This is a genomic window from Streptomyces sp. 184, from assembly GCF_045781775.1.
GTDB lineage: Bacteria > Actinomycetota > Actinomycetes > Streptomycetales > Streptomycetaceae > Streptomyces.
Map to the genome: position 1 here is coordinate 5,537,470 of NZ_CP123230.1, position 23,423 is coordinate 5,560,892.

Consider the following 23,423-nt stretch of genomic DNA (forward strand, 5'->3'; position numbering starts at 1 on the left):
AACCGGCCCGGCACCGGCAGTCTGGTATCAGCGGGATAGGCTCGAAGGCGCCCGGTGCTTTCCGGTCGCCGGAGTTCCCGACCGTGGAGAGAGGAGCCCTGAACAAGGGTGAGCACGCAGCCGACCACCGACCTTGAGTGGCACGAACTGGACGACCGGGCGGTGGACACAGTCCGCGTTCTGGCCATGGACGCCGTACAGAAGGTCGGTAACGGCCACCCCGGCACGGCGATGAGCCTGGCCCCCGCCGCGTACACCCTCTTCCAGAAGGTGATGCGGCACGACCCCGCCGACCCGCAGTGGACCGGCCGGGACCGCTTCGTCCTCTCCGCCGGCCACTCCAGCCTGACGCTCTACATCCAGCTCTACCTGGGCGGGTTCGGCCTGGAGCTGGCCGACCTGGAGGCGTTCCGCACCTGGGGCTCCAAGACCCCGGGGCACCCGGAGTACGGGCACACCACGGGCGTCGAGACGACGACGGGACCGCTGGGCCAGGGCCTGGCGAACGCCGTCGGCATGGCGATGTCCGCGCGCTACGAGCGCGGCCTGTTCGACCCCGACGCGCCCGCCGGCACCTCCCCGTTCGACCACCACATCTGGGTGGTCGCGGGCGACGGCTGCCTCCAGGAGGGCATCTCGCACGAGGCGTCCTCGCTGGCCGGGCACCAGAAGCTGGGCAACCTGATCCTGCTCTGGGACGACAACCACATCTCCATCGAGGGCGACACCGCCGCCGCCGTCTCCGAGGACACCGTCGCGCGCTACGAGGCGTACGGCTGGCACGTCCAGCGGGTCGAGCAGAAGCCGAACGGCGACCTCGACCCCGAGGCGCTGTACCGGGCGTTCCAGGAGGCCAAGGCCGTCACCGACCGGCCGTCGTTCATCGCGGCCCGCTCGATCATCGCCTGGCCGGCCCCGAACGCGCAGAACACCGAGGCCGCGCACGGCTCGGCGCTGGGCGAGGAGGAGGTCGCCGCGACCAAGCGGGTCCTCGGCTTCGACCCCGAGCGGCACTTCGAGGTCGACGGCGGCGTGCTCGCGCACGCCCGCGCGCTCGGCGAGCGCGGCGCGGAGGTGCACGCCGCGTGGGACAAGCAGTTCGCCGTCTGGCGGCAGGACAACCCGGCGCGCGCCGCCGAGTTCGACCGGATCCGCGCCGGTGAACTCCCCGCCGGCTGGGCGGACAAGCTGCCGTCGTTCCCGGCCGGGAAGGCCGTCGCGACCCGCAAGGCGTCCGGCGAGGTGCTGAAGGCGCTCGGCCCGGTGGTGCCCGAGCTGTGGGGCGGCTCCGCCGACCTCGCCGGGTCCAACAACACCACGATCCCCGGCGCGGCCTCGTTCCTGCCCGCCGACAACCCGCTGGCCGGCGCCGACCCGTACGGCCGGACCGTCCACAACGGCATCCGCGAGCACGCCATGGCCGCCGCCATGAACGGCATCACGCTGCACGGCAACACCCGTGTGTACGGCGGCACGTTCCTGGTCTTCTCCGACTACATGCGCAACGCGGTACGGCTGTCGGCGCTGATGCACCTGCCGGTGACGTACGTGTGGACGCACGACTCCATCGGCCTCGGCGAGGACGGCCCGACCCACCAGCCCGTCGAGCACCTGGCGAGCCTGCGCGCGATCCCCGGGCTGAACGTGGTCCGCCCGGCCGACGCCAACGAGACGGTCCTCGCCTGGCGCGAGATCCTGCGCCGCTACACCAAGGAGTACGGCGTCGGTGCCCCGCACGGCCTGGCGCTGACCCGGCAGGGCGTGCCGACGTACGAGCCGAACGAGGACACCGCCCGCGGCGGCTACGTGATGTTCGAGGCCGAGGGCCCCGGCGGCGCGCAGGCCGAGCCGCAGGTGATCCTCATCGGCACCGGCTCCGAGGTGCAGCTCGCGGTCGCCGCCCGCGAGCAGTTGCAGGCCGAGGGCGTCCCGACGCGGGTGGTCTCGATGCCGTCCGTGGAGTGGTTCGACGAGCAGCCGCAGGAGTACCGCGACGCCGTGCTGCCGCCTGCGGTCAAGGCCCGGGTGGCGGTCGAGGCGGGCGTCGGGCTGACCTGGCAGCGGTTCGCCGGCGACACCGGACGGGTCGTCTCCCTGGAGCACTTCGGCGCCTCCGCCGACTACAAGGTCCTGTTCCACGAGTACGGGCTCACCGCCGACGCCGTCGCCGAAGCGGCCCGGGAATCACTGCGGGCCTGAAGTCGCTGACGCTTACAGACGAAACGATGTCAGGAGATGCAATACCGATGACCGACGCACTAGAGCGCCTCTCCGGTGAAGGCGTCGCGATCTGGCTCGACGACCTGTCCCGCAAGCGCATCACGTCCGGCAACCTCGCCGAGCTGATCGACGAGAGCCACGTCGTGGGCGTGACCACCAATCCCACGATCTTCCAGAAGGCCATCTCGGCGGGCGACGGCTACGACGGCCAGCTCACGGACCTCGCGGTCCGCGGCGTCACCGTCGAGGAGGCCGTCCGCATGATCACGACGGCCGACGTACGCGACGCCGCCGACGTGCTCCGCCCGGTGCACGAGGCCACCGAGGGCCTGGACGGCCGGGTCTCCATCGAGGTCGACCCGCGGCTGGCGAACGACACGGCGGCCACCGTCGCCGAGGCCAAGCAGCTCGCCTGGCTGGTCGACCGGCCCAACCTGTTCGTGAAGATCCCCGCCACCCGGGCGGGGCTGCCCGCCATCACCGAGGTGCTCTCCAAGGGCATCAGCGTCAACGTGACGCTGATCTTCTCCCTGGAGCGCTACCGCGACGTGATGGACGCCTTCCTCACCGGCCTGGAGCAGGCCAGAGCCGCGGGTCTGGACCTGGCGGAGATCCGCTCGGTCGCCTCGTTCTTCGTCTCGCGCGTGGACACCGAGGTCGACAAGCGGCTCGACGCCCTGGGCACCGCCGAGGCGAAGGAGCTGCGCGGCCGGGCCGCCCTCGCGAACGCCCGGCTGGCGTACGAGGCGTACGAGGAGGTCTTCTCCTCGGACCGCTGGACGGCGCTGGAGAAGGTCGGCGGCCACAAGCAGCGCCCCCTGTGGGCGTCGACGGGCGTGAAGGACAAGGCGTACAAGGACACGCTCTACGTGGACGACCTGGTCGCCCCGGGGACGGTCAACACCATGCCGGAGTCCACGCTGCACGCCGTCGCCGACCACGGCGGGATCGCCGGCGACGCGGTGCGCGGCACGTACGCCGAGGCGCGCGCCGACCTCGACGCCCTGGAGAAGCTGGGCATCTCGTACGACGAGGTGGTGGGCCTGCTGGAGGACGAGGGCGTGGAGAAGTTCGCGAAGTCCTGGAACGACCTGCTCGACTCCACCCGGATCGAACTTGAGCGCCGCGCACCGAAGGGGGCGTAGTCGACGGTGACCGCCTCCGGCACCAACCCGCTGCGTGACCCGCAGGACCGGCGACTGCCGCGGATCGCGGGCCCCTCGGGCCTGGTGATCTTCGGCGTCACCGGCGACCTGTCGCGCAAGAAACTGATGCCCGCCGTGTACGACCTGGCGAACCGGGGGCTGCTGCCCCCGGGCTTCTCCCTCGTCGGCTTCGCCCGCCGCGACTGGGCGGACGAGGACTTCGCCCAGGTCGTGCACGACTCGGTCAAGGAGCACGCCCGCACGCCGTTCCGCGAGGAGGTGTGGCAGCAGCTCTCCGAGGGCTTCCGGTTCGTCCAGGGCGACTTCGACGACGACGAGGCGTTCGAGCGGCTGCGCAGCACCGTCGACGACCTGGACAAGGCGCGCGGCACGGGCGGGAACTTCGCGTTCTACCTCTCCGTGCCGCCGAAGTTCTTCCCGCTGGTCGTCCAGCAGCTCAAGGCGCACCGGCTGGCCGACCCGGCCGGGGACTCCTGGCGGCGCGCGGTCATCGAGAAGCCCTTCGGGCACGACCTGAAGAGCGCGGAAGAGCTGAACCGGATCGTGCACGAGGTCTTCGAGCCCGACCAGGTCTTCCGCATCGACCACTACCTCGGCAAGGAGACCGTCCAGAACATCCTGGCGCTGCGCTTCGCCAACACGATGTTCGAGCCGCTGTGGAACCGGTCGTACGTGGACCACGTGCAGATCACCATGGCCGAGGACATCGGCATCGGCGGGCGCGCCGGCTACTACGACGGCATCGGCGCCGCCCGCGACGTCATCCAGAACCACCTGCTCCAACTGCTGGCGCTGACCGCGATGGAGGAGCCCACGGCCTTCGACGCGCAGGCGCTGGTGGCGGAGAAGATAAAGGTGCTGGAGTCGGTGCACCTGCCCGCCGACCTGGGCCGGCACACGGTGCGCGGCCAGTACACGGCCGGCTGGCAGGGCGGCGAGAAGGTCCGCGGCTACCTGGAGGAGGAGGGCATCGACCCGCACTCCGGGACCGACACCTACGCCGCGGTCAAGCTGGAGATCGACAACCGCCGCTGGGCGGGCGTGCCGTTCTACCTGCGCGCCGGCAAGCGGCTCGGCCGCCGGGTCACGGAGATCGCCGTCGTCTTCCAGCGGGCGCCGCACCTGCCGTTCGACACCACCGACACGATGGAGCTGGGCCAGAACGCGCTGGTGATCCGCGTCCAGCCGGACGAGGGCATCACCGTGCGGTTCGGCTCCAAGGTGCCGGGCACGTCGATGGAGGTGCGGGACGTGACGATGGACTTCGCCTACGGCGAGTCCTTCACCGAGTCCAGCCCCGAGGCGTACGAGCGGCTGCTGCTGGACGTACTCCTCGGCGACGCCAACCTCTTCCCGCGCCACCAGGAGGTCGAGCTGTCCTGGCGGATCCTCGACCCGATCGAGGAGCACTGGGCCAGGCACGGCAGGCCCGAGTCGTACACCGCGGGCACCTGGGGGCCGAAGGCGGCGGACGAGATGCTGGCACGAGACGGACGGAGCTGGCGGCGGCCATGAACATCGACCTCACCGAGACCACCTCGGCGCAGATCAACTCCGCGCTCGTGGGCGCCCGGCGGGCCACCGGCACGCCGGCGGTCGGGATGGTGCTCACGCTGGTGATAGTCACCGACGAGGGCAACCACTACGACGCGCTCAAGGCCGCCAGCCAGGCGTCCAAGGAGCACCCGTCGCGGATACTCGTCGTCATCAAGCGCCCCGGCCGATCCCCGCGCGAGCGCGCGTCGGCGCGGCTGGACGCGGAGGTGCGCGTCGGCAGCGAGACGGACACCGGCGAGACGGTGCTGCTGCGGCTGCACGGCGAGCTGGCGGGGCACGCGGCCAGCGTCGTGCTGCCGCTGCTGCTGCCGGACGCGCCCGTGGTGGTGTGGTGGCCGGAGGACGCGCCGGAGAACCCGGCGGAGGACCTGCTCGGCAAGCTCGCCACCCGCCGGATCACCGACGCGGCGGCCTGCGAGGACCCGGTCGACGCGCTGCGGCAGCGGGCCACGGCGTACGCGCCCGGGGACACCGACCTGGCGTGGACGCGGATCACGCCGTGGCGCAGCATGCTGGCGGCGGCGCTGGACCAGCGGCACGCGGCCATCGAGTCGGCGGTGGTGGAGGGCGAGGAGTACAACCCCTCCACGGAGCTGCTGGCGCTGTGGCTGGCGAGCCGGCTGGGGGTGCCGGTGGAGCGCACGGCCTCGCCGGGCCCGGGGCTGACCGCGGTGCGGCTGCTGACGGCGGACGGCGTGATCTGCCTCGACCGGCCGAACGGCGCGCTGGCGGAGCTGGCGGTGCCGGGGCAGCCGGAGCGGCACGTGGCGCTCAAGCGGCGGACGACGGCGGAGCTGATCGCCGAGGAGCTGCGGCGGCTGGACCCGGACGAGGCGTACGCGCACGCGGTGGCGTACGGCGTGGAGCGGCTGGCGCCGGCGGGGGCGGTGGAGGCGGACGTGGAGGAAGCGGCGGCCAAGGCCGCGCAGCCCGGGAGCGCGAAGAAGGCGGCGCCCGGGAAGCGCGCGGCGAAGAAGGCGGCTTCGGGCACGAAGTCGCCGTCCTCGTGAGCACGCCGCAGATCGTCGTCCACCGCGACAAGGAGCTGATGGCCGAGGCGGCCGCCGCCCGGCTGATCACCAAGGTCGTGGACGCGCAGTCGGCGCGGGGCGCCGCCTCGGTCGTGCTCACCGGCGGCCGCAACGGCAACGGCCTGCTGGCCGCGCTCGCCGCGGCCCCGGCCCGGGACGCGGTCGACTGGTCGCGGCTGGACCTGTGGTGGGGCGACGAGCGCTTCCTGCCGGCCGGCCACCCCGACCGCAACGCGACCCAGGCGCGCGAGGCGCTGCTGGACGCGGTGCCGCTCGACCCGGCGCGGGTGCACGAGATGCCGGCGGCGCAGGCGGAGTTCGGCGGCGACGCGGACGCGGCCGCCTCGGCGTACGCGCGTGAACTGTCCGCCGCCGCGCGGCCGGAGGACCACGGGCCGGTTCCGGCGTTCGACGTGCTGCTGCTGGGCGTCGGGCCGGACACGCACGTCGCGTCGCTCTTCCCGGAGCTGCCGGCGGTACGGGAGACGGAGCGCACGGTCGTCGGCGTCCACGGGGCGCCGAAGCCGCCGCCGACGAGGCTCTCGCTGACGCTGCCGGCGATCCGGGCGGCGCGGGAGGTGTGGCTGCTGGCGGCGGGCGGCGACAAGGCCCGCGCGGCGGCGATGGCGCTGTCGGGGGCGGGCGAGATCCAGACCCCGGCCGCGGGCGCCACCGGCCGCACCCGCACCCTGTGGCTCCTGGACCGCCCGGCGGCGGCCCTGCTGCCTCCGTCGCTGTACCCGCCGGCGTCGCCGTAGCGGCAGGCCCGGAGGGGGCGGGGCGCGGGCGGGGGCGCCGGTTTCCCGGGGTTTCCGTCTCAGAGCATCGCGCGCGCCAGCGCCACCGCGCCGGCCAGGCCGTCCGGGACGGGGGCCGGGGTCAGCCCGTAGGGGCGCATGCGGGCGGTGAAGCGGGGCAGGAGGGGGCCCGCGGGGGCGAGGAGGCCGCCGGTGGTGACCAGGGGCTCCCCGGGCGCGGGGGCGAGCACGGCGACCGCCTCGGCGAGGTGGTCGGCGGCCTCGTCCAGGATCGCCCCGGCCACCGCGTCGCCCCCCTCAGCGGCCCGTACGACCACCGGACACCACCGTGCGATCTCCACCGGCGCCCCCGCGAACCCGGCATCCACCAGCCCCACCCGTACCGCCGCGTTCCCCACCGCCGGCCCCGGCCCTGCCCTGTCCGGTACGCGCCCCGCTCCCCCGCCCCGCCGCCGCTCCCCGAACTCTCCCGCGCCCCGCCCGGCACCGCCCGCCACCGCAGCCCTCTCCGCACTCCCTCCCCGCTCGCCCGGTGCCCCCTGCCGCGCAGCCCCCTCCGCGCCTTCTCCCCGCTCCCCCGGGGCTCCCCCGACCCCCGCCGCCGCCGTCAGCAGCGGTACCAGCGCCGTCCACGGGCCCCGGCCGTCGAGAGCCCGCAGCGCCGCGCGCAGCGCCTGGCGGGCGACCCAGAAGCCGCTGCCCTCGTCGCCGAGGAGCCAGCCGTGGCCGTCGATGGTCCCCGTCTGCCGCCGGGCGGCGATCCGGGCCGCCGACGCGCCCGTGCCCGCGATCACGACCACGCCCGACGACGGTGCGCCCGGGCCCGCCGCGAAGGCGATCTCCGTGTCGCCGCACACCTGCACCGGCACCGGCCCGATCCCGCCGCGGCGCAGAGCGGTGCGCAGGGCGGCGTACGCCACGCGCGTGCCGGCGTCGTCCGGGTCGCGGGGCTCCGCGCCGGCGACGCCCGCGACCACCGCCGCGACCGGCCCCGTGCCCGCCGCCTCCGCCAGCGGCGCCACGCACGACGCCAGCCGGGCCGTCAGCACCTCCGCCGGCACCGACCGCGGATTGCCCGCGCCCGCCGACACGGTGCGCAGCACCGCGCCCCCGGCCGCCTCCGCCAGGGCCGCGCGGACCCGCGTCCCGCCCACGTCGATGCCGATGACCCGCTTCTCCATTGCCCGCTCCCGGTGGTCGGCGTCCCGCCGCACCCGCACCCTTGACGAGCCCAGCGCGACTGCCTGAGATTGACCCCGCGTACGGCACGTTGTCCAGACCACTCCCGGGAGCACCGATGACCCTCAAGCCGATCAGCGCAGCCGCCTTCACCGCCGCGGCCCTGGCGTCACTCCGGCGGGTGGCGGAGGGGCAGCGCGCCGAGGTCGGCGCCGCCGCCCGGGTGTTCGCGGACGCGCTGGGCGGCGACGGCGTGATCCAGGCGTTCGGCACCGGGCACTCCGAGTCGCTGGCGACCGAGATCGCGGGCCGCGCCGGCGGCTTCGTACCGACGAACAAGATCGCCCTGCGCGATCTCGTGATCCACGGCGGCGAGCCCCCCGCGCTGCTCGCCGACGCCAAGCTGGAGCGCGACCCCGCCACCGCCCGGCGGCTGTACGAGCTGGCCGCGCCACACCCCGAGGACGCCTTCGTCATCGCCTCGAACTCCGGCATCAACGGCTGCGTCGTGGAGATGGCCGCCGTCGTCAAGGAGCACGGGCACCCGCTGATCGCGATCACCTCGCTGTCCCACGGTGCCCGGGCCGAGTCCCGGCACCCCTCCGGCAAGCGGCTGACCGACCACGCCGACGTGGTGCTCGACAACGGCGCTCCCTTCGGCGACTCCGTGCTCACGCTGCCCGGCGGCGGTACGGCCTGCGCGGTGTCGTCGATCACCGGCGCGCTGCTGGTGCAGCAGGTCGTCGCCGAGGCGGTCCGGCTGCTGCTGGAGCGGGGCGCGACGCCGCCGGTGTACCTGTCGGCGAACATCCCCGAGGGCGACGCGCACAACGCCGCGCTGGAGGCCCGCTACGCGGGCCGTATCCGCCGCGGCGCGTAGCGCAGCAGCACCAGCGCCGAGTCGTCGTGCGGCTCGGGCGCCCACTCCGCCAGGTCGCGCCGCAGCGCCGCCAGCACCTCGGCGGGCGGGCGCCCCCGCGGCGCGCGGGCGTAGTGCTGCGCGAGCGGGAAGAACTCGCCGGCCGTGCTGCGCGCCTCCAGCACCCCGTCGGTGGTCAGGAGCAGCTCGTCGCCCTCGGCGAGCGCCATGGTGACCTCCTCCGCGGCCTCGGCGGGCTTCGGCAGCCCGAGGCCCAGCGGCGGCCCGCCGCGCAGGTCTGCCTCGCGTACGCGCCCCGCGGCGCTGCGCAGCAGCGGCCGGGGGTGGCCGTGGTTGAGGGCCCGGCACAGGCCCTCCGCGGAGACCGTCAGCAGCAGGACGGTGGCGAAGCTCTCGGGGCTGCCGTCGCGGGCCAGGCTGCGGTCCAGGCGGGCGGCGATCCGGTCCAGCTCCGGCTCCTCGTGCGCGGCCTCGCGGAAGACGCCGATGGCCATGGCGGTGGTGGCGACGGCGCCGAGGCCGTGGCCGCGTACGTCGCCGATGACGACGCGCACGCCCCAGCGGGTGCTGAGCACCTTGTAGAAGTCGCCGCCGACCATCGCCTCGTCCGCGGCGGAGCGGTACGAGTGCGCCACGTCCAGCGGCCCCGCGCGGGCGGGCGGCGCGGGCAGCAGGGCCTGCTGGGCGACCTCGGCGACGCGGATGACGCTCGTCAGGCGCCGCTCGCGCGCGAGGCGTTCGCGGTGCACGACGAGCCCGATCGCGGTGGTGCAGGCGATGGCGAGGACGCGCGCCCAGAAGTCGAGGTCCACGGTGTGGAAGTTCCACCAGGTCAGCCAGGCGCCCAGCACCAGCGCGACCGCGCCGAAGGCGAGGATCGCCCGCCTCGTGCCGTTGACGGCGACGAACACCGGCACGACGGCGAACAGGGCCGCCATGGTGTGCCCCCGTGAGTCGAGGTCCATCGCGATGGCACCGGCGAAGAGCAGCCCCGCGGCCCAGTAGGAGGTTCCGCGCGGCACCCGCATACCACCAGGCTGCCGCGCGGGACCCCGCCCCGCTAGCCAAGCGCCGCCGAACGCCGCAGGTCAGCGACCCCGCAGCGCCCGGTAGGCGTCGACGAGCGCGAGGGTCGAGCCGTCCAGCCCGGCCACCTGGGTGCCGTCCGCGAGGGCCGGCTCCAGCCGCTTGGCCAGCACCTTGCCCAGCTCGACGCCCCACTGGTCGAAGGAGTCGATGTTCCACACCGCGCCCTGCACGAACACCTTGTGCTCGTAGAGCGCGACGAGCTGCCCCAGCACGGAGGGCGTGAGGCCGTCGGCCAGGATCGTCGTCGTCGGGTGGTTGCCCGGGAACGTGCGGTGCGGGACCTGCGCGGCGGGCACGCCCTCGGCCGCCACCTCCGCCGCCGTCCTGCCGAAGGCGAGCGCCTGGCCCTGGGCGAAGAGGTTGGCCATCAGCAGGTCGTGCTGCCCGGCCTGCTCGCCCAGCCCGGGCACCGGGCGGGCGAAGCCGATCAGGTCGGCGGGGATCATCCTGGTGCCCTGGTGCAGCAGTTGGTAGTACGCGTGCTGGCCGTTGGTGCCGGGCGTGCCCCAGACCACGGGTCCGGTCTGCCAGCCGACCGGCTCGCCGCCGCGGTCGGTGGACTTGCCGTTGGACTCCATGTCGAGCTGCTGGAGGTAGGCGGTGAACTTCGACAGGTAGTGGCTGTACGGGAGTACGGCGTGCGACTGCGCGTCGAAGAAGTTGCCGTACCAGATGCCGAGGAGCCCCAGCAGCAGCGGCGCGTTCTCCTCCGGCGGCGCGGTGCGGAAGTGCTCGTCGACCAGCCGGAAGCCGGCCAGCATCTCGCGGAAGGCGACCGGGCCGATGGCCACCATCAGGGACAGGCCGATGGCGGAGTCGTACGAGTAGCGCCCGCCGACCCAGTCCCAGAACTCGAACATGTTGTCCGTGTCGATGCCGAACTCGGCGACCTTCGCCGCGTTGGTCGACAGGGCGACGAAGTGCTTGGCGACGGCCTCGTCGCCGGCGCCGAGGCCCCCCAGCAGCCAGCGCTTGGCGGCGGTGGCGTTGGTGATGGTCTCGATGGTGGTGAAGGTCTTGGAGGCGATGACGAACAGCGTCGTCTCGGGGTCGAGGTCGCGCACGGCCTCGTGCAGGTCGGCGCCGTCGACGTTGGAGACGAAGCGGACGTCGAGGTCCCGCCGGGTGTACGCGCGCAGCGCCTCGTACGCCATGGCCGGGCCGAGGTCGGAGCCGCCGATGCCGACGTTGACGACGGTACGGACCGGCTTGCCGGTGTGGCCGCGCCAGTCGCCGGAGCGGACCCGGTCGGCGAAGATCGACATCCGGGTCAGCACGTGGTGCACGCCGGGGACCACGTCGGTGCCGTCCACCTCGACCGACTCGGCGCTCGGTGCGCGCAGCGCGGTGTGCAGCACGGCGCGGTCCTCGGTGATGTTGATCTTCTCGCCGCGGAACATGGCGTCGCGCAGCTCGGCGACACCGGTCGCGGCGGCCAGTTCGCGCAGCAGGCGCAGCGTCTCCTCGGTGACGAGCTGCTTGGAGTAGTCCAGGTAGAGATCGCCGACGCGGAGCGTGTACCGGCGGCCGCGCTCGGGGTCGGCGTCGAACAGCTCGCGCAGATGTGTGGCGCCGAACTCCTCGCGGTGCTTGGCGAGTGCGTGCCACTCGGGGGTCTGGTCGAGCCTGGTGCGTGACGTGGTGTCGGCCATGCCACCCAACCTAATTGATCCCGGAGCGCGCCGCCGGTCCGAGCGCGAGCACCCCGAGGCCGACGAGGACGGCGGCGGCCAGGGCCGGGGTGTTCCGGCCGAGCGAGCCGGCGAGCACCCCGCCGAGCACGGCCCCCAGCGGCACCACGGAGACCGACAGGGTGCGGAACGCGGCGCTCACCCGGCCGATGGCGCCGGCGGGGCTGCGCCGCTGGAGGACGGTGACCTCGGTGGCGGTCCACAGCATCCCGGCGAAGCCGAGCACGGCGAGCGCGGCGCCGGCCGCGGGGAGGCTGCGTACGGTGCCGAAGGCCGTCAGGCACGCCGCCTGGGCCAGGCCCGCGCCGACCAGGGTGCGCGGGGTGCCGAGCGCGGCGGCGACGCGGCCCGCGCACACGCCGCCGGTGACGCTCCCGACGCCGTACGCGGTGAGCGCGAGGGCGTAGCCGGCGGTGCCGGCGCCGAGCCAGCCGGTGAGGTGCAGGACGAGGGTGGCGATGAGGGCGCCGAAGCCGGTGTTGGCGACGGCGGTGGCCGCGCAGACGCCGCGGAGCACCGGGTCGCGCCACAGGGTGCCGAGGCCGTCGGCGACGTCGCGGCGCGGGGGCATCCCCACGCCCGCAGGGCGTAGGGGGAGGGTCCGGGGCCGCTCGGCGGCCGGTCGCGGGCGGCGCGGCAGGCCGGCGACGAGGACGGCGGCCAGCAGGTACGAGGCGGCGTCCACGGCGTACGGCACGGCCGCCCCGGCGCCGACGAGCACGGGCACCAGCGGGGTGCCGGCGAAGCGGTGCACGGCCTCCTGGCCGGCCAGGAGGCGCCCGTTCGCGGTACCGAGCGCCGAGGTGGGCACGACGGCGGGCAGCAGGGCGGTGGCGGCGTTGTCGAAGACCGTCTGGAGCGCGGTGAGCGCGAAGGCGAGGACGAGGAGGAGGCCGATGCCGGCCCGGTCCAGCCACACCGCGAGCGCGAACGCGGCCATGAGCAGCCCGCGCAGTACGTCGACGGTCCACATCGCGCGCCGCTGGTCGACCCGGTCGGCGATCGCGCCGCCGAGCAGCCCGAAGAGCAGCCAGGGCAGGAATCCGCAGGCGGTGACGAGCGCGACGAGCAGCGCGGAGTCGGTCAGCTCGGCGGCGAGCAGCGGCAGCGCGGCGCCCCGCAGGGCGTCGCCGAAGCGGGAGACGACGGCGGCGGACCACAGCCGCCCGAACCCGCCGCGCCAGGGCGGTGCGGCGGTGTGCCGCCGGTGAGCGGTCTCGGATCGCATGCCGGGACCGTAGGTACGCGGGTGCTCGGAGCACCTCGGGCGGTTGCCCTATCCGCCGCCTCAGATCGGGCGGCCGGTCCTTCGGCGGGGCGGCTCGGCGCGCCCGGGGGCGCGCTGCCGGTGCCGGTGAAGGTGGGACGTCGGTGCCGGTGTCCCTGCCGGTGCCACGCGCGGCGTCCCCGCCGGTGTCACTGCCGGAGTCGCTGCCGGTATCGCTGCCGGCGGTCGCGGCGGCACCGCGGCTCGGGCGGCTCGGCGCGCTGCCGGGGGCCGCCCGCGAGCACGGCCCGGGGGGTCAGATCTCGCCGCGGAGCTTGGCGAGCGCCTCGGCGAGGATGGCCTCGCCGTCGGCGTCACTGCGCCGCTCGCGCACGTACGCGAGGTGCGTCTTGTACGGCTCGGTGCGCGGCGGGTCCGGCGGGTTGTCCCGGTCCTGGCCCGCCGGAAAACCACAGCGCGGGCAGTCCCAACTGTCCGGGATCTGCGCGTCGGTGGCGAAGCTGGGTCGGGTCTCGTGCCCGTTGGAGCACCAGAAGGAGACGCGCAGGCGTGGCGCTGACTCGCCCCGCTCCGCCTCCCCCATCGGCCCCGCGCCGACCCGGCTTCCACGGATCGCGTTGCCACTTGCCACGGTCGTAACTCCCTGCGTGAAATGCGGCGAGGCATCGTCGGCGACCCCGCCGCGGGCGCCCTAGTCTACGTACCGTCGGTCGCCGTGGTGGCTCAGCCGTCGAACTTCATAATCAGGCCGAGCACGACGATGATGGCGAACCAGATCACGGCGACGACCACGGTGATCCGGTCGAGGTTTCGCTCGGCGACGGAGGAGCCGCCGACGGAGGACTGCATGCCGCCGCCGAACATGTCGGACAGGCCGCCGCCCTTCCCCTTGTGCATGAGGACGAGCATCATCAGCAGCCCGCTGAAGATGATCAGGGCGATGGAGAAGGCCACGGTCACGGCTTTTTCCAACTCTCTCGGTGACGGACGGATACGTGAGGGGGCCGGTGCAGTCATCCTGCGTGACCGGCCCCCGACAGCCTACGACGAACAGGCGGCCCGGGCCTACTCCCCGGCTCGGGGGAAGGGGCCCGGGGCCGCGGTCCTCACTGGTCGCGGAAGCGGACGATCTTGACGAACTCGTCGGCGTCCAGCGAGGCGCCGCCGATCAGCGCGCCGTCCACGTCGGGCTGCGCCATGATCGCGGCGACGTTGCCGCTCTTGACGGAGCCGCCGTACTGGATGCGTACCGCCGCCGCCACCTCGTCGCCGTACAGCTCGGCCAGCCGCGCCCGGATCGCGCCGCAGACCTCCTGCGCGTCGTCCGGGGTGGCGACCTCGCCGGTACCGATGGCCCACACCGGCTCGTACGCGACGACGATGTTCTCCGCGTCCGCCGCGGCGACGCCCTTCAGCGCCCCGTCGAGCTGCGCGAGGGTGTGCGCGACCTGGTCGCCGGCCTTGCGCACCTCCAGGCCCTCGCCGATGCACAGGATCGGCGTGATGCCGAACTTGAACGCGGCCTTGACCTTGGCGTTGACGAGCGCGTCGTCCTCGTCGTGGTACTGCCGCCGCTCGGAGTGGCCGACGACGACGTACGTGCAGTGGAGCTTGGCCAGCATCGGCCCGGAGACGTCGCCCGTGTACGCGCCGGAGTCGTGCGGCGAGATGTCCTGGGCGCCGTACTTGATTTTCAGCTTGTCGCCGTCCACGAGCGTCTGCACCGAGCGCAGATCGGTGTACGGCGGCAGGACGGCGACCTCGACGGCCTCGTAGTCCTTGTCGTGGAGCGCGAAGGCGAGCTTCTGGACGTGCGCGATGCCCTCAAGGTGGTTGAGGTTCATCTTCCAGTTGCCCGCCATGAACGGGATACGGGTCGGCTTGTCGTTCATCGTTACGGGTCAGTCCTCCAGTGCGGCGAGGCCGGGGAGCGTCTTGCCTTCGAGGTATTCGAGGCTGGCGCCGCCGCCGGTCGAGATGTGGCTGAACGCGTCCTCGTCGAAGCCCAGCGTGCGGACCGCGGCGGCGCTGTCGCCGCCGCCGACGACGGTGAACGCGGAGCTGTCCACCAGGGCCTGCGCGACCGCGCGGGTGCCCTCGGCGTAGTCGGGGTGCTCGAACACGCCCATCGGCCCGTTCCAGAAGACCGTGCCGGCGTCGGCGATCTTCGAGGCGAAGAGCCGGCCGGACTCCGGGCCGATGTCCAGCCCCATCACGTCGGCGGGGATGGCGTCGGCCGGTACGGTCGCGGGCGCGGTCGGCGCCTGCGCCTTGACGTCCGGGAACTCCCGGGCGGCGACCACGTCGACGGGGAGCACGAACTCCACGCCGAGCTTGTCGGCCCGCGCCAGGTACTCGCGGACCGCGGGCACCTGCTCCTCCTGGAGCAGGCTGGAGCCGACCTCGTAGCCCTTGGCCTTGAGGAAGGTGTACGCCATGCCGCCGCCGATGAGGATGCGGTCGGCCTTCTCCAGCAGGTGGTCGATGACCCCCAGCTTGTCGGAGACCTTGGCGCCGCCGAGCACGACCGCGTACGGCCGGGCGACGTCCTCGGTGAGCTTGTGCAGCACGCCCACCTCGGTGGCGATGAGGTGGCCGACGTAGTGCGGCAGCCGGGCCGGCAGGTCGTACACCGAGGCGTGCTTGCGGTGGACGGCGCCGAAGCCGTCCCCGACGTAGACGTCGGCCAGTCGGGCCAGCTCGTCCGCGAACGCGCCGCGCTCGGCGTCGTCCTTCGCGGTCTCGCCGGGGTTGAACCGCAGGTTTTCGAGGAGCGTGACCTCGCCGTCGCCGAGCCCGGCGACGGTGGCCTTCGCGCTCTCGCCCACGGTGTCCGTGGCGAACTCCGTCTTCTTCGCGGAGTCCCCGAGCAGTTCGCCCAGCCGGCGCGCCACCGGCGCGAGCGAGAACGCCGGCTCCGGGGCGCCCTTGGGGCGGCCGAGGTGGGAGGCGACGACCACCCGCGCGCCGGCCTCGGCCAGCTTGGCGATCGTCGGGGCGACGGCGCGGATGCGGCCGTCGTCCGTGATGGTGGTGCCGTCGAGCGGCACGTTGAGGTCGGCGCGGACGAAGACCCGCTTGCCGGCGATGCCTTCGCCGAGGAGGTCGTCGAGCGTCTTCATGGAGGCTCCTGCGTCACTGCTGACACCGCACGCGCACCGCCGCGGAGCGGCGCGCGCGGCGGCCTGGTCGTCGGAACGAGCGGGGTCCCGCCGCCGCGAGGCGGCCGGACCCCGGCCCACGTGAGGTGCGCGGGGCGCCGCGGCGCCCCGTCTGCCGCCCGGCGTGGCCGGCACGGCGGGTACGGCGCGCTAGAGGCGCTCGCCGACGAAGGAGGTGATGTCGACCAGGCGGTTGGAGTAGCCCCACTCGTTGTCGTACCAGCCGACGATCTTGACCTGCTTGCCCTGCGCCATCGTCAGCAGGGAGTCGAAGGTGCAGGACGGCGCGGTGTTGACGATGTCCGAGGAGACGATCGGGTCCTCGGTGTACTCCAGGACGCCCTTGAGCTGGCCCTGGGCTGCCTTCTGGTACGCGGCGTTGACCTCGTCCCGGGTGACCTCACGGCTCAGCTCGACGACCAGGTCGGTGACGGAGCCGGTGGGCACCGGCACGCGCATGGCGATGCCGTCCAGCTTGCCCTTGAGCTGCGGCAGGACGAGCGCGGTGGCCTTCGCGGCGCCGGTGGTGGTCGGGATGATGTTCTCGGCGGCGGCGCGGGCGCGGCGCAGGTCCTTGTGCGGGAAGTCGAGGATGCGCTGGTCGTTGGTGTAGGCGTGGACGGTGGTCATCATGCCCTGCACGATGCCGAAGTTCTCGTCGAGCACCTTGGCCATCGGCGCGACGCAGTTCGTCGTACACGAGGCGTTGGAGATGATGTGGTGCTCGGCCGGGTCGTAGGAGTCCTCGTTGACCCCCATCACGATGGTGATGTCCTCGCCCTTGGCGGGCGCGGAGATGATGACCTTCTTGGCCCCGGCGTCCAGGTGCTTCTTCGCGTCCGCGGCCTTGGTGAAGATGCCGGTGGACTCGATGACGACGTCCACGCTCAGGTCGCCCCAGGGCAGGTTCGCCGGGTCGCGCTCGGCGAGCATCTTGATGGGGCGGCCGTCGACGGTGATGGCGTCGTCGGTGTGGCTCACCTCGGCCTTGAGCTTGCCGAGCAGGGTGTCGTACTTCAGCAGGTGTGCGATGGTCGCGGCGTCACCCAGGTCGTTGAACGCCACGACCTCGATGTCCGCACCCTGCTCCAGGATGGCGCGGAAGTAGTTGCGGCCGATGCGGCCGAAGCCGTTGATGCCTACGCGGATCGTCACGAACCGATCTCCTCGTTGGTACGCCGGTCCTTGGTCGACCGGTGCTCTGACTGGGAATCCCCGACCACTGCCGACCCTACCGCTTCCGCCCCCGTGCGGCGGCCCGGACCCCGCCGGTGACGCGGACGGCGGCCCGTACCCCTCGGTAGGGGTGCGGGCCGCCGCCGCGATCCGGCGTCGTCGCCGGTCAGCGCGCCTGTGTCAGCGCCTCAGATGGGACAGTGCACGGCTCAGAAGAGCGGCGCGTGCGGCCTTGTCGCGGAGGTGCTCGACGCCGAAGCCGACGAGCACGGTGTCGCGGGTGGAGACGGCCGCGTAACTCTCGAAGAGCTTGCCGGAACGGGCCCAGTCGGCGTCGGCCGCGGGGCTGCCGGGCGGCGGTCCGGGCGTCGACCAGGCGCCGAGTCCGCTCTCGAAGCCCTCGGTGTCGCGCTCGGCGCCGCCGACCACGACGGCGGTGTCGTCGGCGAAGACGCCGCTGCCGCCGGTGCCCGGGTCGGTGACGTACGACAGGGACAGCTCGACCTGCTTGCCGGCGTAGGCGGAGAGGTCGTACGAGACCTCCTGCCAGCCGCCGGAGGAGTCGGTCAGGCCGTGCCACGCGCCGCTGGTACCGCTCGCGGTGCAGCCGTCCGCACCCTGGGTGAGGTACTGGCGCAGGAACGGGTGGGCCTGGATGAAGAAGCCCTGGCCGCACTCCTCGGGCACCTGGTCGGTGGTGGCGCCGCCGGCCTCCGGCAGCGTCGTCCAGTCCGCGCCGCCGGCGGTGCGGGCCTCCAGCAGCACGAAGTCGTAGCCGCCCTCGGTGTCCCAGTTGATCGCGGTGCGCAGGGCGGGCGCCTCGGCGGCGGTGACGCCGGTGAGGTCGACGGTGCGGGTGAGCCGCTGCCAGTCGTTGTTCTCGTGCCCGGCGACGGTCATCCACTCGCCCTCGTACGGCGCGTACGGGTTGACGCCGCCCTGGTACGCCCCCGCCTGCGCGGAGCCGAACTGCGGGAAGTCGGCGGGCGGAAGCACGTCGGAGGTGACGGTGTACGCCCCCGCGCCGTCGAGCGGGTTGCCCGCGGCGTCGCCGAGGCTCCCGGCGGCGCCGCGCAGGGCGCCTGCGCCGGTGAAGGCGTCGGGGCCGACGGTGGCGGAGCGGGAGTAGGCGCCCAGGTAGTACTGGCTGAAGTCGTCGGTCTCGGCCCGGCCGACGAGCGCGTCACCGCCGGCCCGCTCGCCGGCCTCGACCAGCTTGCCGCCCTCGTTGAGGTAGGCGCGCAGGGCGAGCTGGGTGTCTCCGCCGGGGGCGCCGGCGGCGGTGTAGTGGACGACGCTGCGGAAGTGGCCGAGCACGCCGAGGGCGTGCGGCGGCCCCTGGGTGGTGACGTCCCAGACGGCGGCGGAGCGGCCGGACGCGCGCAGGGCGTCGACGTAGGTACGGGCGTGGCGGGCCTCGGCGCCCTCCTCGGCGACGACGAGGGTGTCGGCGCGGGGGCGCTCGGCGACGGTGAACGTGAAGTGCTCGCCGGCCGTGCGCTTGCCCGCGCGGGTGCGGCCGGTGAACCAGACCTCGACCTCGTCGCCGGGCCGGACGTCCTCGACCTCGGCGCGGTACTCGTCGAAGTGGATGTTGTCCTCGCCGCCGTAGGTCCCGCCGCCCTTCCAGGGCCTGACGTCCTCGTCGCGGGTGCGGCCGCCGTTGACGCGGTAGTTCAGCTCCTTGTCCCGTACGGACTTGCGGGCGACGACGGAGACTTCCTGGTCCGCCGAGGTGCCGGCGCCGTGCCGGCCGCGGGCGTAGGAGACGGCGAAGTCGTCCACGGTGAAGTCGGGGGCCTCGATGCCTACGGAGGACGACGGCCGGTCGGGGTGGGCGGCGGTCTCGGCGACGGAGAGGGCGAAGGGGATGTTCTTGGCGAACTCGTCCTGGATCAGCTTCTCGTCGTCGGGGAAGTTGAAGCCGGACTGGCAGTCGCGGGGGTTCCAGGGGTCGTCGGGGTCGAGCGCGGACGCCGTCTGGCAGGTCGTCATCTCCGGGGTGAACATCATCATCCCGTTGACGTTGGCGGCGTGGCCGTCGGCTTCGCCGTTGGTGGTGTACAGCTCGGAGGAGACCTGGGGGCGGTAGCCGGGGACGGCGGAGTTCTCCGGGGTGCCGGCGAGCGAGCGGTAGAGCACGTCGTCGGGGGTGTCGGTGGCGACCTGCCAGCCGACGCCGTAGAGGATCAGCTCGGCGGCGGAGTGGTAGTTGATCCCGTACTCGAAGCCGATGCGCTTCTGGAAGGCGTCGATGGCGCGGGTCTCGGGCTCGGAGCCGGGTCCGGCGCCGCGGTAGGTCTCGCTGCGCGGGCTGGGCGAGGACCCCTCGTTGTCGTAGCCCCACTTGTAGGCGAAGTTGCGGTTCAGGTCGATGCCGTCGCCGGTGGTGTACTGGCCGTCGCCGTTGACGTCGCGCATGTTCTTGCGCCAGAGGCGGGCGCCGTCGGGGTCGTGCGTCCAGTCGTAGCCGTCGGGGTTGGCGGACAGGACGAACCACAGCTCGGTGGAGTCGACGATCCCGGTGAGCTTGCGGTCCTCGCCGTAGCCGTCGAGGAAGTGGTGCAGCAGCCGGCGCGTCATCTCCGGGGTGATCCACTCGCGGGCGTGCTGGTTGGACATGTAGAGCACGGCGGGCCTGGCGCCGTCCCGGACGGACTTGGCGCCCTTGGTGAGCTTCAGGGCGAGGATGTCGCGGCCCTGGAGGGTCTTGCCGAGGGAGACGAGCTTGGTGAGCTTCGGGTACTGCCGGGCGATCCCGACCAGCTCCTCCTGGAGCCCGCCCGCGCCGGTGTACGGGCGGAAGACACCGTCGGCCGCGGCCTCGGTGCGCGCCTCGGCGCGGGCCGGGACGGTGCGTTCGTTGAGGTCGACGCCCTGCCGCTCCAGCTTCGCGGCCTGCGCGTCGGTGAGGAACAGCTCGACCTCGGCGGTGCCGCGGGCCGGGGCCTGCTCGCCGAGTTCGTGGGCGTCCTGCCCGGCGGCCAGCAGCAGCGGGACCTGGGCGCGGGTGACGTCCGCGGTGAAGACCTTGACCTCGTCGCCGCCCGCGGCGGCCGTCGCCGGCCCCTCGGCGCCGGCGGCGGCACCGGCGGTGGGCGCGGCGGCGAGGCCGCCGAGCAGCAAGGCGGCTGATGCGAGGATCGCGCTCGCTCTTCGTCTCATGTGCCCCTCTTTGGGTTGTCTGTCTCGTGGACGAACAGCAGCAAGGCTGGGGGTTACCCATGTCCACGTCAAGGTGCCGGAGGGGTGAAGAAACCGCGGTGCCGCCGCGGGTGAGGGATCGTCAGAAAGGGGCGTGGACGGGGTGGGGCGGGTGGGCGCGTCAGCCCACCATCTCCTCGGTGAGGCTCGCCTCCGTGCCGGGGATGCCCAGGTCACCGGCCCGCTTGTCGGCCATCGCGAGCAGCCTGCGGATACGTCCCGCGACCGCGTCCTTCGTCAGCGGCGGGTCGGCGAGGGCACCCAGCTCCTCCAGCGACGCCTGCTTGTGCTCCATGCGCAGCCGGCCGGCCGCCGCCAGGTGCTCCGGCACCTCGTCGGCCAGGATCTCCAGCGCGCGCTGCACCCGCGCGCCGGCCGCGACCGCCGCGCGCGCGGAGCGGCGCAGGTTGGCGTCGTCGAAGTTGGCCAGCCGGTTGGCCGTGGCGCGCACCTCGCGGCGCATCCGGCGCTCCTCCCAGGCCAGCACCGATTCGTGCGCGCCGAGCCGGGTGAGCAGGGCGCCGATGGCGTCCCCGTCCCGTACGACCACGCGGTCCACGCCGCGCACCTCGCGGGCCTTGGCGGGGATGCTGAGCCGGCGGGCGGCGCCGACCAGGGCGAGGGCCGCCTCCGGGCCGGGGCAGGTGACCTCCAGCGAGGAGGAGCGGCCGGGCTCGGTCAGCGAGCCGTGGGCGAGGAAGGCGCCGCGCCAGGCGGCCTCCGCGTCGCAGGTGGCGCCGGAGACGACCTGCGGGGGCAGCCCGCGGATGGGCCGGCCGCGGCCGTCGACCAGGCCCGTCTGCCGGGCCAGTTGCTCACCGCCGGCGACCACGCGGACCACGTACCGGCTGCTGCGGCGCAGTCCGCCCGGAGCCATGACGATCATCTCCGAGCCGTGCCCGAAGATCTCCAGGATGTCCTTCTTCAGCCGGCGCGCGGCGACCCCGGTGTCCAGCTCGGCCTCGATCACGATCCGGCCGCTGACGAGGTGCAGCCCGCCGGCGAACCGCAGCGTGGCCGAGACCTCCGCCTTGCGGCAGCACGTCCGGGTCACGGGGAGCCGCGAGATCTCGTCCTTCACCGCTGCCGTCATCGCCATGGCCCGATCCTTCCATGCATCCGAAAAATACGGTCGTACGCGGCGGCCAGCAGCTCCGGATCGTGCCGGGGAGTCCCGTCGGTCCGTGCCACCGGCGCCAGCTCGACCGAGCCCTCAAGCTCTTTCGCAGCCTCGCGCAACCCGTCGCGCTCTGCCGCACCGGGCACTGCATCCTTGTCGGCCAGCACCACGTCGAGGGCGAGTTTAGGGGCGTGTCGTCGCAAAACCTCCAAATGACGCCGCGGGGAAAATCCGTCCGTTTCCCCCGGCTGCGGGGCGAGGTTCAGGGAGAGGACCTTGCGGGCCTTGGTCTCCACCAGGGCGCGGCGCAGGTCGGGCACCAGCAGGTGCGGGATGACGGAGGAGAACCAGGAGCCCGGGCCGAGCACCACCCAGTCCGCCTCGCGGACGGCCTCGACGGCGGCCGGGACGGCCGGCGGGTCGGCGGGCACCAGGTGGACCTGCTGCACCTCGCCGGGCGTGAGGGCCACGCTGGCCTGGCCGGCCACGGTGGTGACCTCGTCGGGCCGCTCCGGGGTGTGGCCGCGCACGTCGGCGCGCAGCTCCAGCGCCACCGCCGACATCGGCAGCACCCGGCCGTGCGCGCCCAGGAGCGTACCGACCAGGTCGAGGGCCTGGACGTGGTCGCCGAGCTGCTCCCAGAGCGCGACGATCAGCAGATTTCCGACTGCGTGGTCGTGCAGCTCGCCCTGGCTGGTGAAGCGGTGCTGGATGACGCGGGACCAGGTCTGGCCCCAGTCGTCGTCGCCGCAGAGCGCCGCCAGCGCCTTGCGCAGGTCGCCCGGCGGCAGCACCCCCAGCTCGGCGCGGAGCCGGCCGGACGAGCCGCCGTCGTCGGCGACCGTGACGACGGCGGTGAGATCGCCGGTGATCCGGCGCAGCGCGGCGAGGGAGGCCGACAGGCCCATCCCCCCGCCGAGCGCGACCACCTTCGGCTGCGAACCGGGCCTGCGGGCGACCCGGCGGCGCAGCCGGAGGTTCCGGCCGCCGGCGATCCGGCTCACTCGCGCCCCATGTCCCGGTGGACGACGACGGTCTCGATGCCGTCCGAGGCGAGCCGGCGGGCCAGCCGCTCGGACATCGCGACGGAGCGGTGCTTGCCGCCGGTACAGCCGACGGCGATGGTCACGTACCGCTTGCCCTCGCGCCGGTAGCCCTCGGTGACCAGGTGCATCAGCTCCGCGTACCCGTTGAGGAACTCCTTGGCGCCGGGCTGGTTGAAGACGTACTGCGCGACGTCCTCGTTCAGCCCCGTGAACTGGCGCAGCTCGGGGACCCAGTGCGGGTTCGGCAGGAAGCGGCAGTCCACCACCAGGTCGGCGTCCACCGGCAGGCCGTACTTGTAGCCGAAGGACATCACCGTGGCGCGCAGCTCGGGCTCCTCGCCGCCGGCGAACTGGGCGTCCATCTTGGCGCGCAGCTCGTGCACGTTCAGGCTGGAGGTGTCGATCACCAGGTCGGCGTCGCCGCGCAGCTCGCGCAGCAGGTCGCGTTCGGCGGCGATGCCGTCGAGGATCGTGCCGTCGCCCTGGAGGGGGTGCGGACGGCGTACGGACTCGAAGCGGGCCACCAGCGAGTTGTCCGACGCCTCCAGGAAGACGATGCGCCGGGGGACCTGCTTCGCCTTCAGGTCGGCCAGGGACTCCTTGAGGTTGTCGAAGAAGCGCCGGCCGCGGACGTCCACGACGACCGCGATCCGCGCCACGTTCCCCTGCGAGCGGGCGCCCAGCTCCACCATGGTGGGGATGAGGGCCGGCGGCAGGTTGTCCACGACGAACCAGCCGAGGTCCTCCAGGCACTTCGCGGCCGTGCTCCGGCCGGCGCCCGACATCCCGGAGATGATCACCAGCTCGGGGATGCCCGCCTGCCCGGAGTCACCCGTCTCGCCCGGCCCGGCGACCAGGTCGCCCGTGGTCACGGCGGTCTCGTCGGTTTGCTCTGTCCCGTTGTCGTTCATCGCTCT

19 protein-coding genes are annotated in these 23,423 nt (G+C 73.6%); 6 read left to right on the forward strand and 13 right to left on the reverse strand.

The window, feature by feature from the left end; genetic code table 11:
- Window positions 1–108 precede the first annotated feature (108 nt).
- From tkt to pgl, 5 genes are read left to right on the forward strand one after another with little or no spacing between them, the layout of a single operon-like run.
- The gene (gene tkt, locus QBL21_RS23480) at window positions 109–2,199 is read left to right on the forward strand and encodes a transketolase (protein WP_407564195.1); all 2,091 of its coding nucleotides are present in this window, start codon (window positions 109–111) and stop codon (window positions 2,197–2,199) included.
- Between the two features lie 47 nt (window positions 2,200–2,246).
- On the forward strand, window positions 2,247–3,365 hold the full coding sequence (gene tal / locus QBL21_RS23485; RefSeq protein WP_407564196.1) for a transaldolase: 1,119 nt from the start codon (window positions 2,247–2,249) through the stop codon (window positions 3,363–3,365).
- Window positions 3,366–3,371: 6 nt separating this feature from the next.
- Window positions 3,372–4,901: a glucose-6-phosphate dehydrogenase gene (gene zwf / locus QBL21_RS23490; protein ID WP_407564197.1), complete on the forward strand. Its 1,530-nt coding sequence runs from the start codon at window positions 3,372–3,374 to the stop codon at window positions 4,899–4,901.
- Window positions 4,898–5,953, forward strand: a complete 1,056-nt coding sequence (opcA, locus tag QBL21_RS23495; protein ID WP_407564198.1) for a glucose-6-phosphate dehydrogenase assembly protein OpcA — start codon at window positions 4,898–4,900, stop codon at window positions 5,951–5,953. The genes zwf and opcA overlap by 4 nt, the downstream gene beginning before the upstream one ends.
- Window positions 5,950–6,732, forward strand: a complete 783-nt coding sequence (pgl, locus tag QBL21_RS23500; RefSeq protein WP_407564199.1) for a 6-phosphogluconolactonase — start codon at window positions 5,950–5,952, stop codon at window positions 6,730–6,732. Before opcA ends, pgl begins: the two co-directional genes overlap by 4 nt.
- 59 nt (window positions 6,733–6,791) lie before the next feature.
- Here the strand turns inward: pgl and QBL21_RS23505 are convergent, their stop codons facing one another.
- Entirely contained in the window at window positions 6,792–7,913 is a 1,122-nt protein-coding gene (locus tag QBL21_RS23505; protein WP_407564200.1) for an N-acetylglucosamine kinase, read from the reverse strand.
- Window positions 7,914–8,029: 116 nt separating this feature from the next.
- On the opposite strand from QBL21_RS23505, the gene QBL21_RS23510 reads away from it, so the two are divergent.
- Entirely contained in the window at window positions 8,030–8,791 is a 762-nt protein-coding gene (locus tag QBL21_RS23510; protein ID WP_407564201.1) for a sugar isomerase domain-containing protein, read from the forward strand.
- On the opposite strand, the gene QBL21_RS23515 is transcribed toward QBL21_RS23510, so the two are convergent.
- From QBL21_RS23515 to rapZ, 12 genes are all read right to left on the reverse strand, one after another.
- A complete protein-coding gene (locus QBL21_RS23515; RefSeq protein WP_407564202.1) occupies window positions 8,761–9,819 on the reverse strand; it encodes a PP2C family protein-serine/threonine phosphatase in 1,059 nt (352 codons plus the stop codon). The genes QBL21_RS23510 and QBL21_RS23515 overlap by 31 nt on opposite strands.
- A 60-nt stretch (window positions 9,820–9,879) precedes the next feature.
- Window positions 9,880–11,532: a glucose-6-phosphate isomerase gene (gene pgi, locus QBL21_RS23520; protein WP_407564203.1), complete on the reverse strand. Its 1,653-nt coding sequence runs from the start codon at window positions 11,530–11,532 to the stop codon at window positions 9,880–9,882.
- Window positions 11,533–11,542: 10 nt separating this feature from the next.
- A complete protein-coding gene (locus QBL21_RS23525) occupies window positions 11,543–12,799 on the reverse strand; it encodes an MFS transporter (RefSeq protein WP_407564204.1) in 1,257 nt (418 codons plus the stop codon).
- 295 nt (window positions 12,800–13,094) lie between these two features.
- Window positions 13,095–13,430 carry an RNA polymerase-binding protein RbpA gene (locus tag QBL21_RS23530; RefSeq protein ID WP_078560063.1) on the reverse strand — a complete coding sequence of 112 codons (336 nt, stop codon included), beginning with the start codon at window positions 13,428–13,430 and terminating at the stop codon, window positions 13,095–13,097.
- A gap of 92 nt (window positions 13,431–13,522) precedes the next feature.
- A complete protein-coding gene (gene secG / locus QBL21_RS23535) occupies window positions 13,523–13,759 on the reverse strand; it encodes a preprotein translocase subunit SecG (RefSeq protein ID WP_407564205.1) in 237 nt (78 codons plus the stop codon).
- A 146-nt stretch (window positions 13,760–13,905) separates the two neighbouring features.
- Entirely contained in the window at window positions 13,906–14,691 is a 786-nt protein-coding gene (gene tpiA, locus QBL21_RS23540) for a triose-phosphate isomerase (RefSeq protein WP_407564206.1), read from the reverse strand.
- Window positions 14,692–14,700: 9 nt separating this feature from the next.
- Entirely contained in the window at window positions 14,701–15,921 is a 1,221-nt protein-coding gene (locus QBL21_RS23545) for a phosphoglycerate kinase (RefSeq protein ID WP_407564207.1), read from the reverse strand.
- A 189-nt stretch (window positions 15,922–16,110) separates the two neighbouring features.
- Window positions 16,111–17,115, reverse strand: coding sequence for a type I glyceraldehyde-3-phosphate dehydrogenase (gene gap / locus QBL21_RS23550; protein WP_407564208.1), 1,005 nt, complete (start codon window positions 17,113–17,115; stop codon window positions 16,111–16,113).
- Window positions 17,116–17,316: 201 nt separating this feature from the next.
- Window positions 17,317–20,301 carry a M14 family zinc carboxypeptidase gene (locus QBL21_RS23555; protein WP_407564209.1) on the reverse strand — a complete coding sequence of 995 codons (2,985 nt, stop codon included), beginning with the start codon at window positions 20,299–20,301 and terminating at the stop codon, window positions 17,317–17,319.
- A 160-nt stretch (window positions 20,302–20,461) separates the two neighbouring features.
- Window positions 20,462–21,439, reverse strand: a complete 978-nt coding sequence (gene whiA, locus QBL21_RS23560) for a DNA-binding protein WhiA (protein WP_407564210.1) — start codon at window positions 21,437–21,439, stop codon at window positions 20,462–20,464.
- Entirely contained in the window at window positions 21,430–22,464 is a 1,035-nt protein-coding gene (gene yvcK / locus QBL21_RS23565) for a uridine diphosphate-N-acetylglucosamine-binding protein YvcK (protein ID WP_407564211.1), read from the reverse strand. The genes whiA and yvcK overlap by 10 nt, the downstream gene beginning before the upstream one ends.
- Entirely contained in the window at window positions 22,461–23,417 is a 957-nt protein-coding gene (rapZ, locus tag QBL21_RS23570) for an RNase adapter RapZ (protein ID WP_407564212.1), read from the reverse strand. The genes yvcK and rapZ overlap by 4 nt, the downstream gene beginning before the upstream one ends.
- Window positions 23,418–23,423 lie beyond the last annotated feature (6 nt).

What these genes read in the sequence shown, in the direction of transcription:
- tpiA (WP_407564206.1), bottom strand. Translation starts at nt 14,691, where the DNA reads ATGAACGACAAGCCGACCCGTATCCCGTTCATGGCGGGCAACTGGAAG.
- QBL21_RS23545 (WP_407564207.1), bottom strand. Translation starts at nt 15,921, where the DNA reads ATGAAGACGCTCGACGACCTCCTCGGCGAAGGCATCGCCGGCAAGCGG.
- QBL21_RS23515 (WP_407564202.1), bottom strand. Translation starts at nt 9,819, where the DNA reads ATGCGGGTGCCGCGCGGAACCTCCTACTGGGCCGCGGGGCTGCTCTTC.
- pgi (WP_407564203.1), bottom strand. Translation starts at nt 11,532, where the DNA reads ATGGCCGACACCACGTCACGCACCAGGCTCGACCAGACCCCCGAGTGG.
- QBL21_RS23505 (WP_407564200.1), bottom strand. Translation starts at nt 7,913, where the DNA reads ATGGAGAAGCGGGTCATCGGCATCGACGTGGGCGGGACGCGGGTCCGC.
- whiA (WP_407564210.1), bottom strand. Translation starts at nt 21,439, where the DNA reads ATGGCGATGACGGCAGCGGTGAAGGACGAGATCTCGCGGCTCCCCGTG.
- rapZ (WP_407564212.1), bottom strand. Translation starts at nt 23,417, where the DNA reads ATGAACGACAACGGGACAGAGCAAACCGACGAGACCGCCGTGACCACG.
- tal (WP_407564196.1), top strand. Translation starts at nt 2,247, where the DNA reads ATGACCGACGCACTAGAGCGCCTCTCCGGTGAAGGCGTCGCGATCTGG.
- QBL21_RS23525 (WP_407564204.1), bottom strand. Translation starts at nt 12,799, where the DNA reads ATGCGATCCGAGACCGCTCACCGGCGGCACACCGCCGCACCGCCCTGG.
- opcA (WP_407564198.1), top strand. Translation starts at nt 4,898, where the DNA reads ATGAACATCGACCTCACCGAGACCACCTCGGCGCAGATCAACTCCGCG.
- QBL21_RS23555 (WP_407564209.1), bottom strand. Translation starts at nt 20,301, where the DNA reads ATGAGACGAAGAGCGAGCGCGATCCTCGCATCAGCCGCCTTGCTGCTC.
- QBL21_RS23510 (WP_407564201.1), top strand. Translation starts at nt 8,030, where the DNA reads ATGACCCTCAAGCCGATCAGCGCAGCCGCCTTCACCGCCGCGGCCCTG.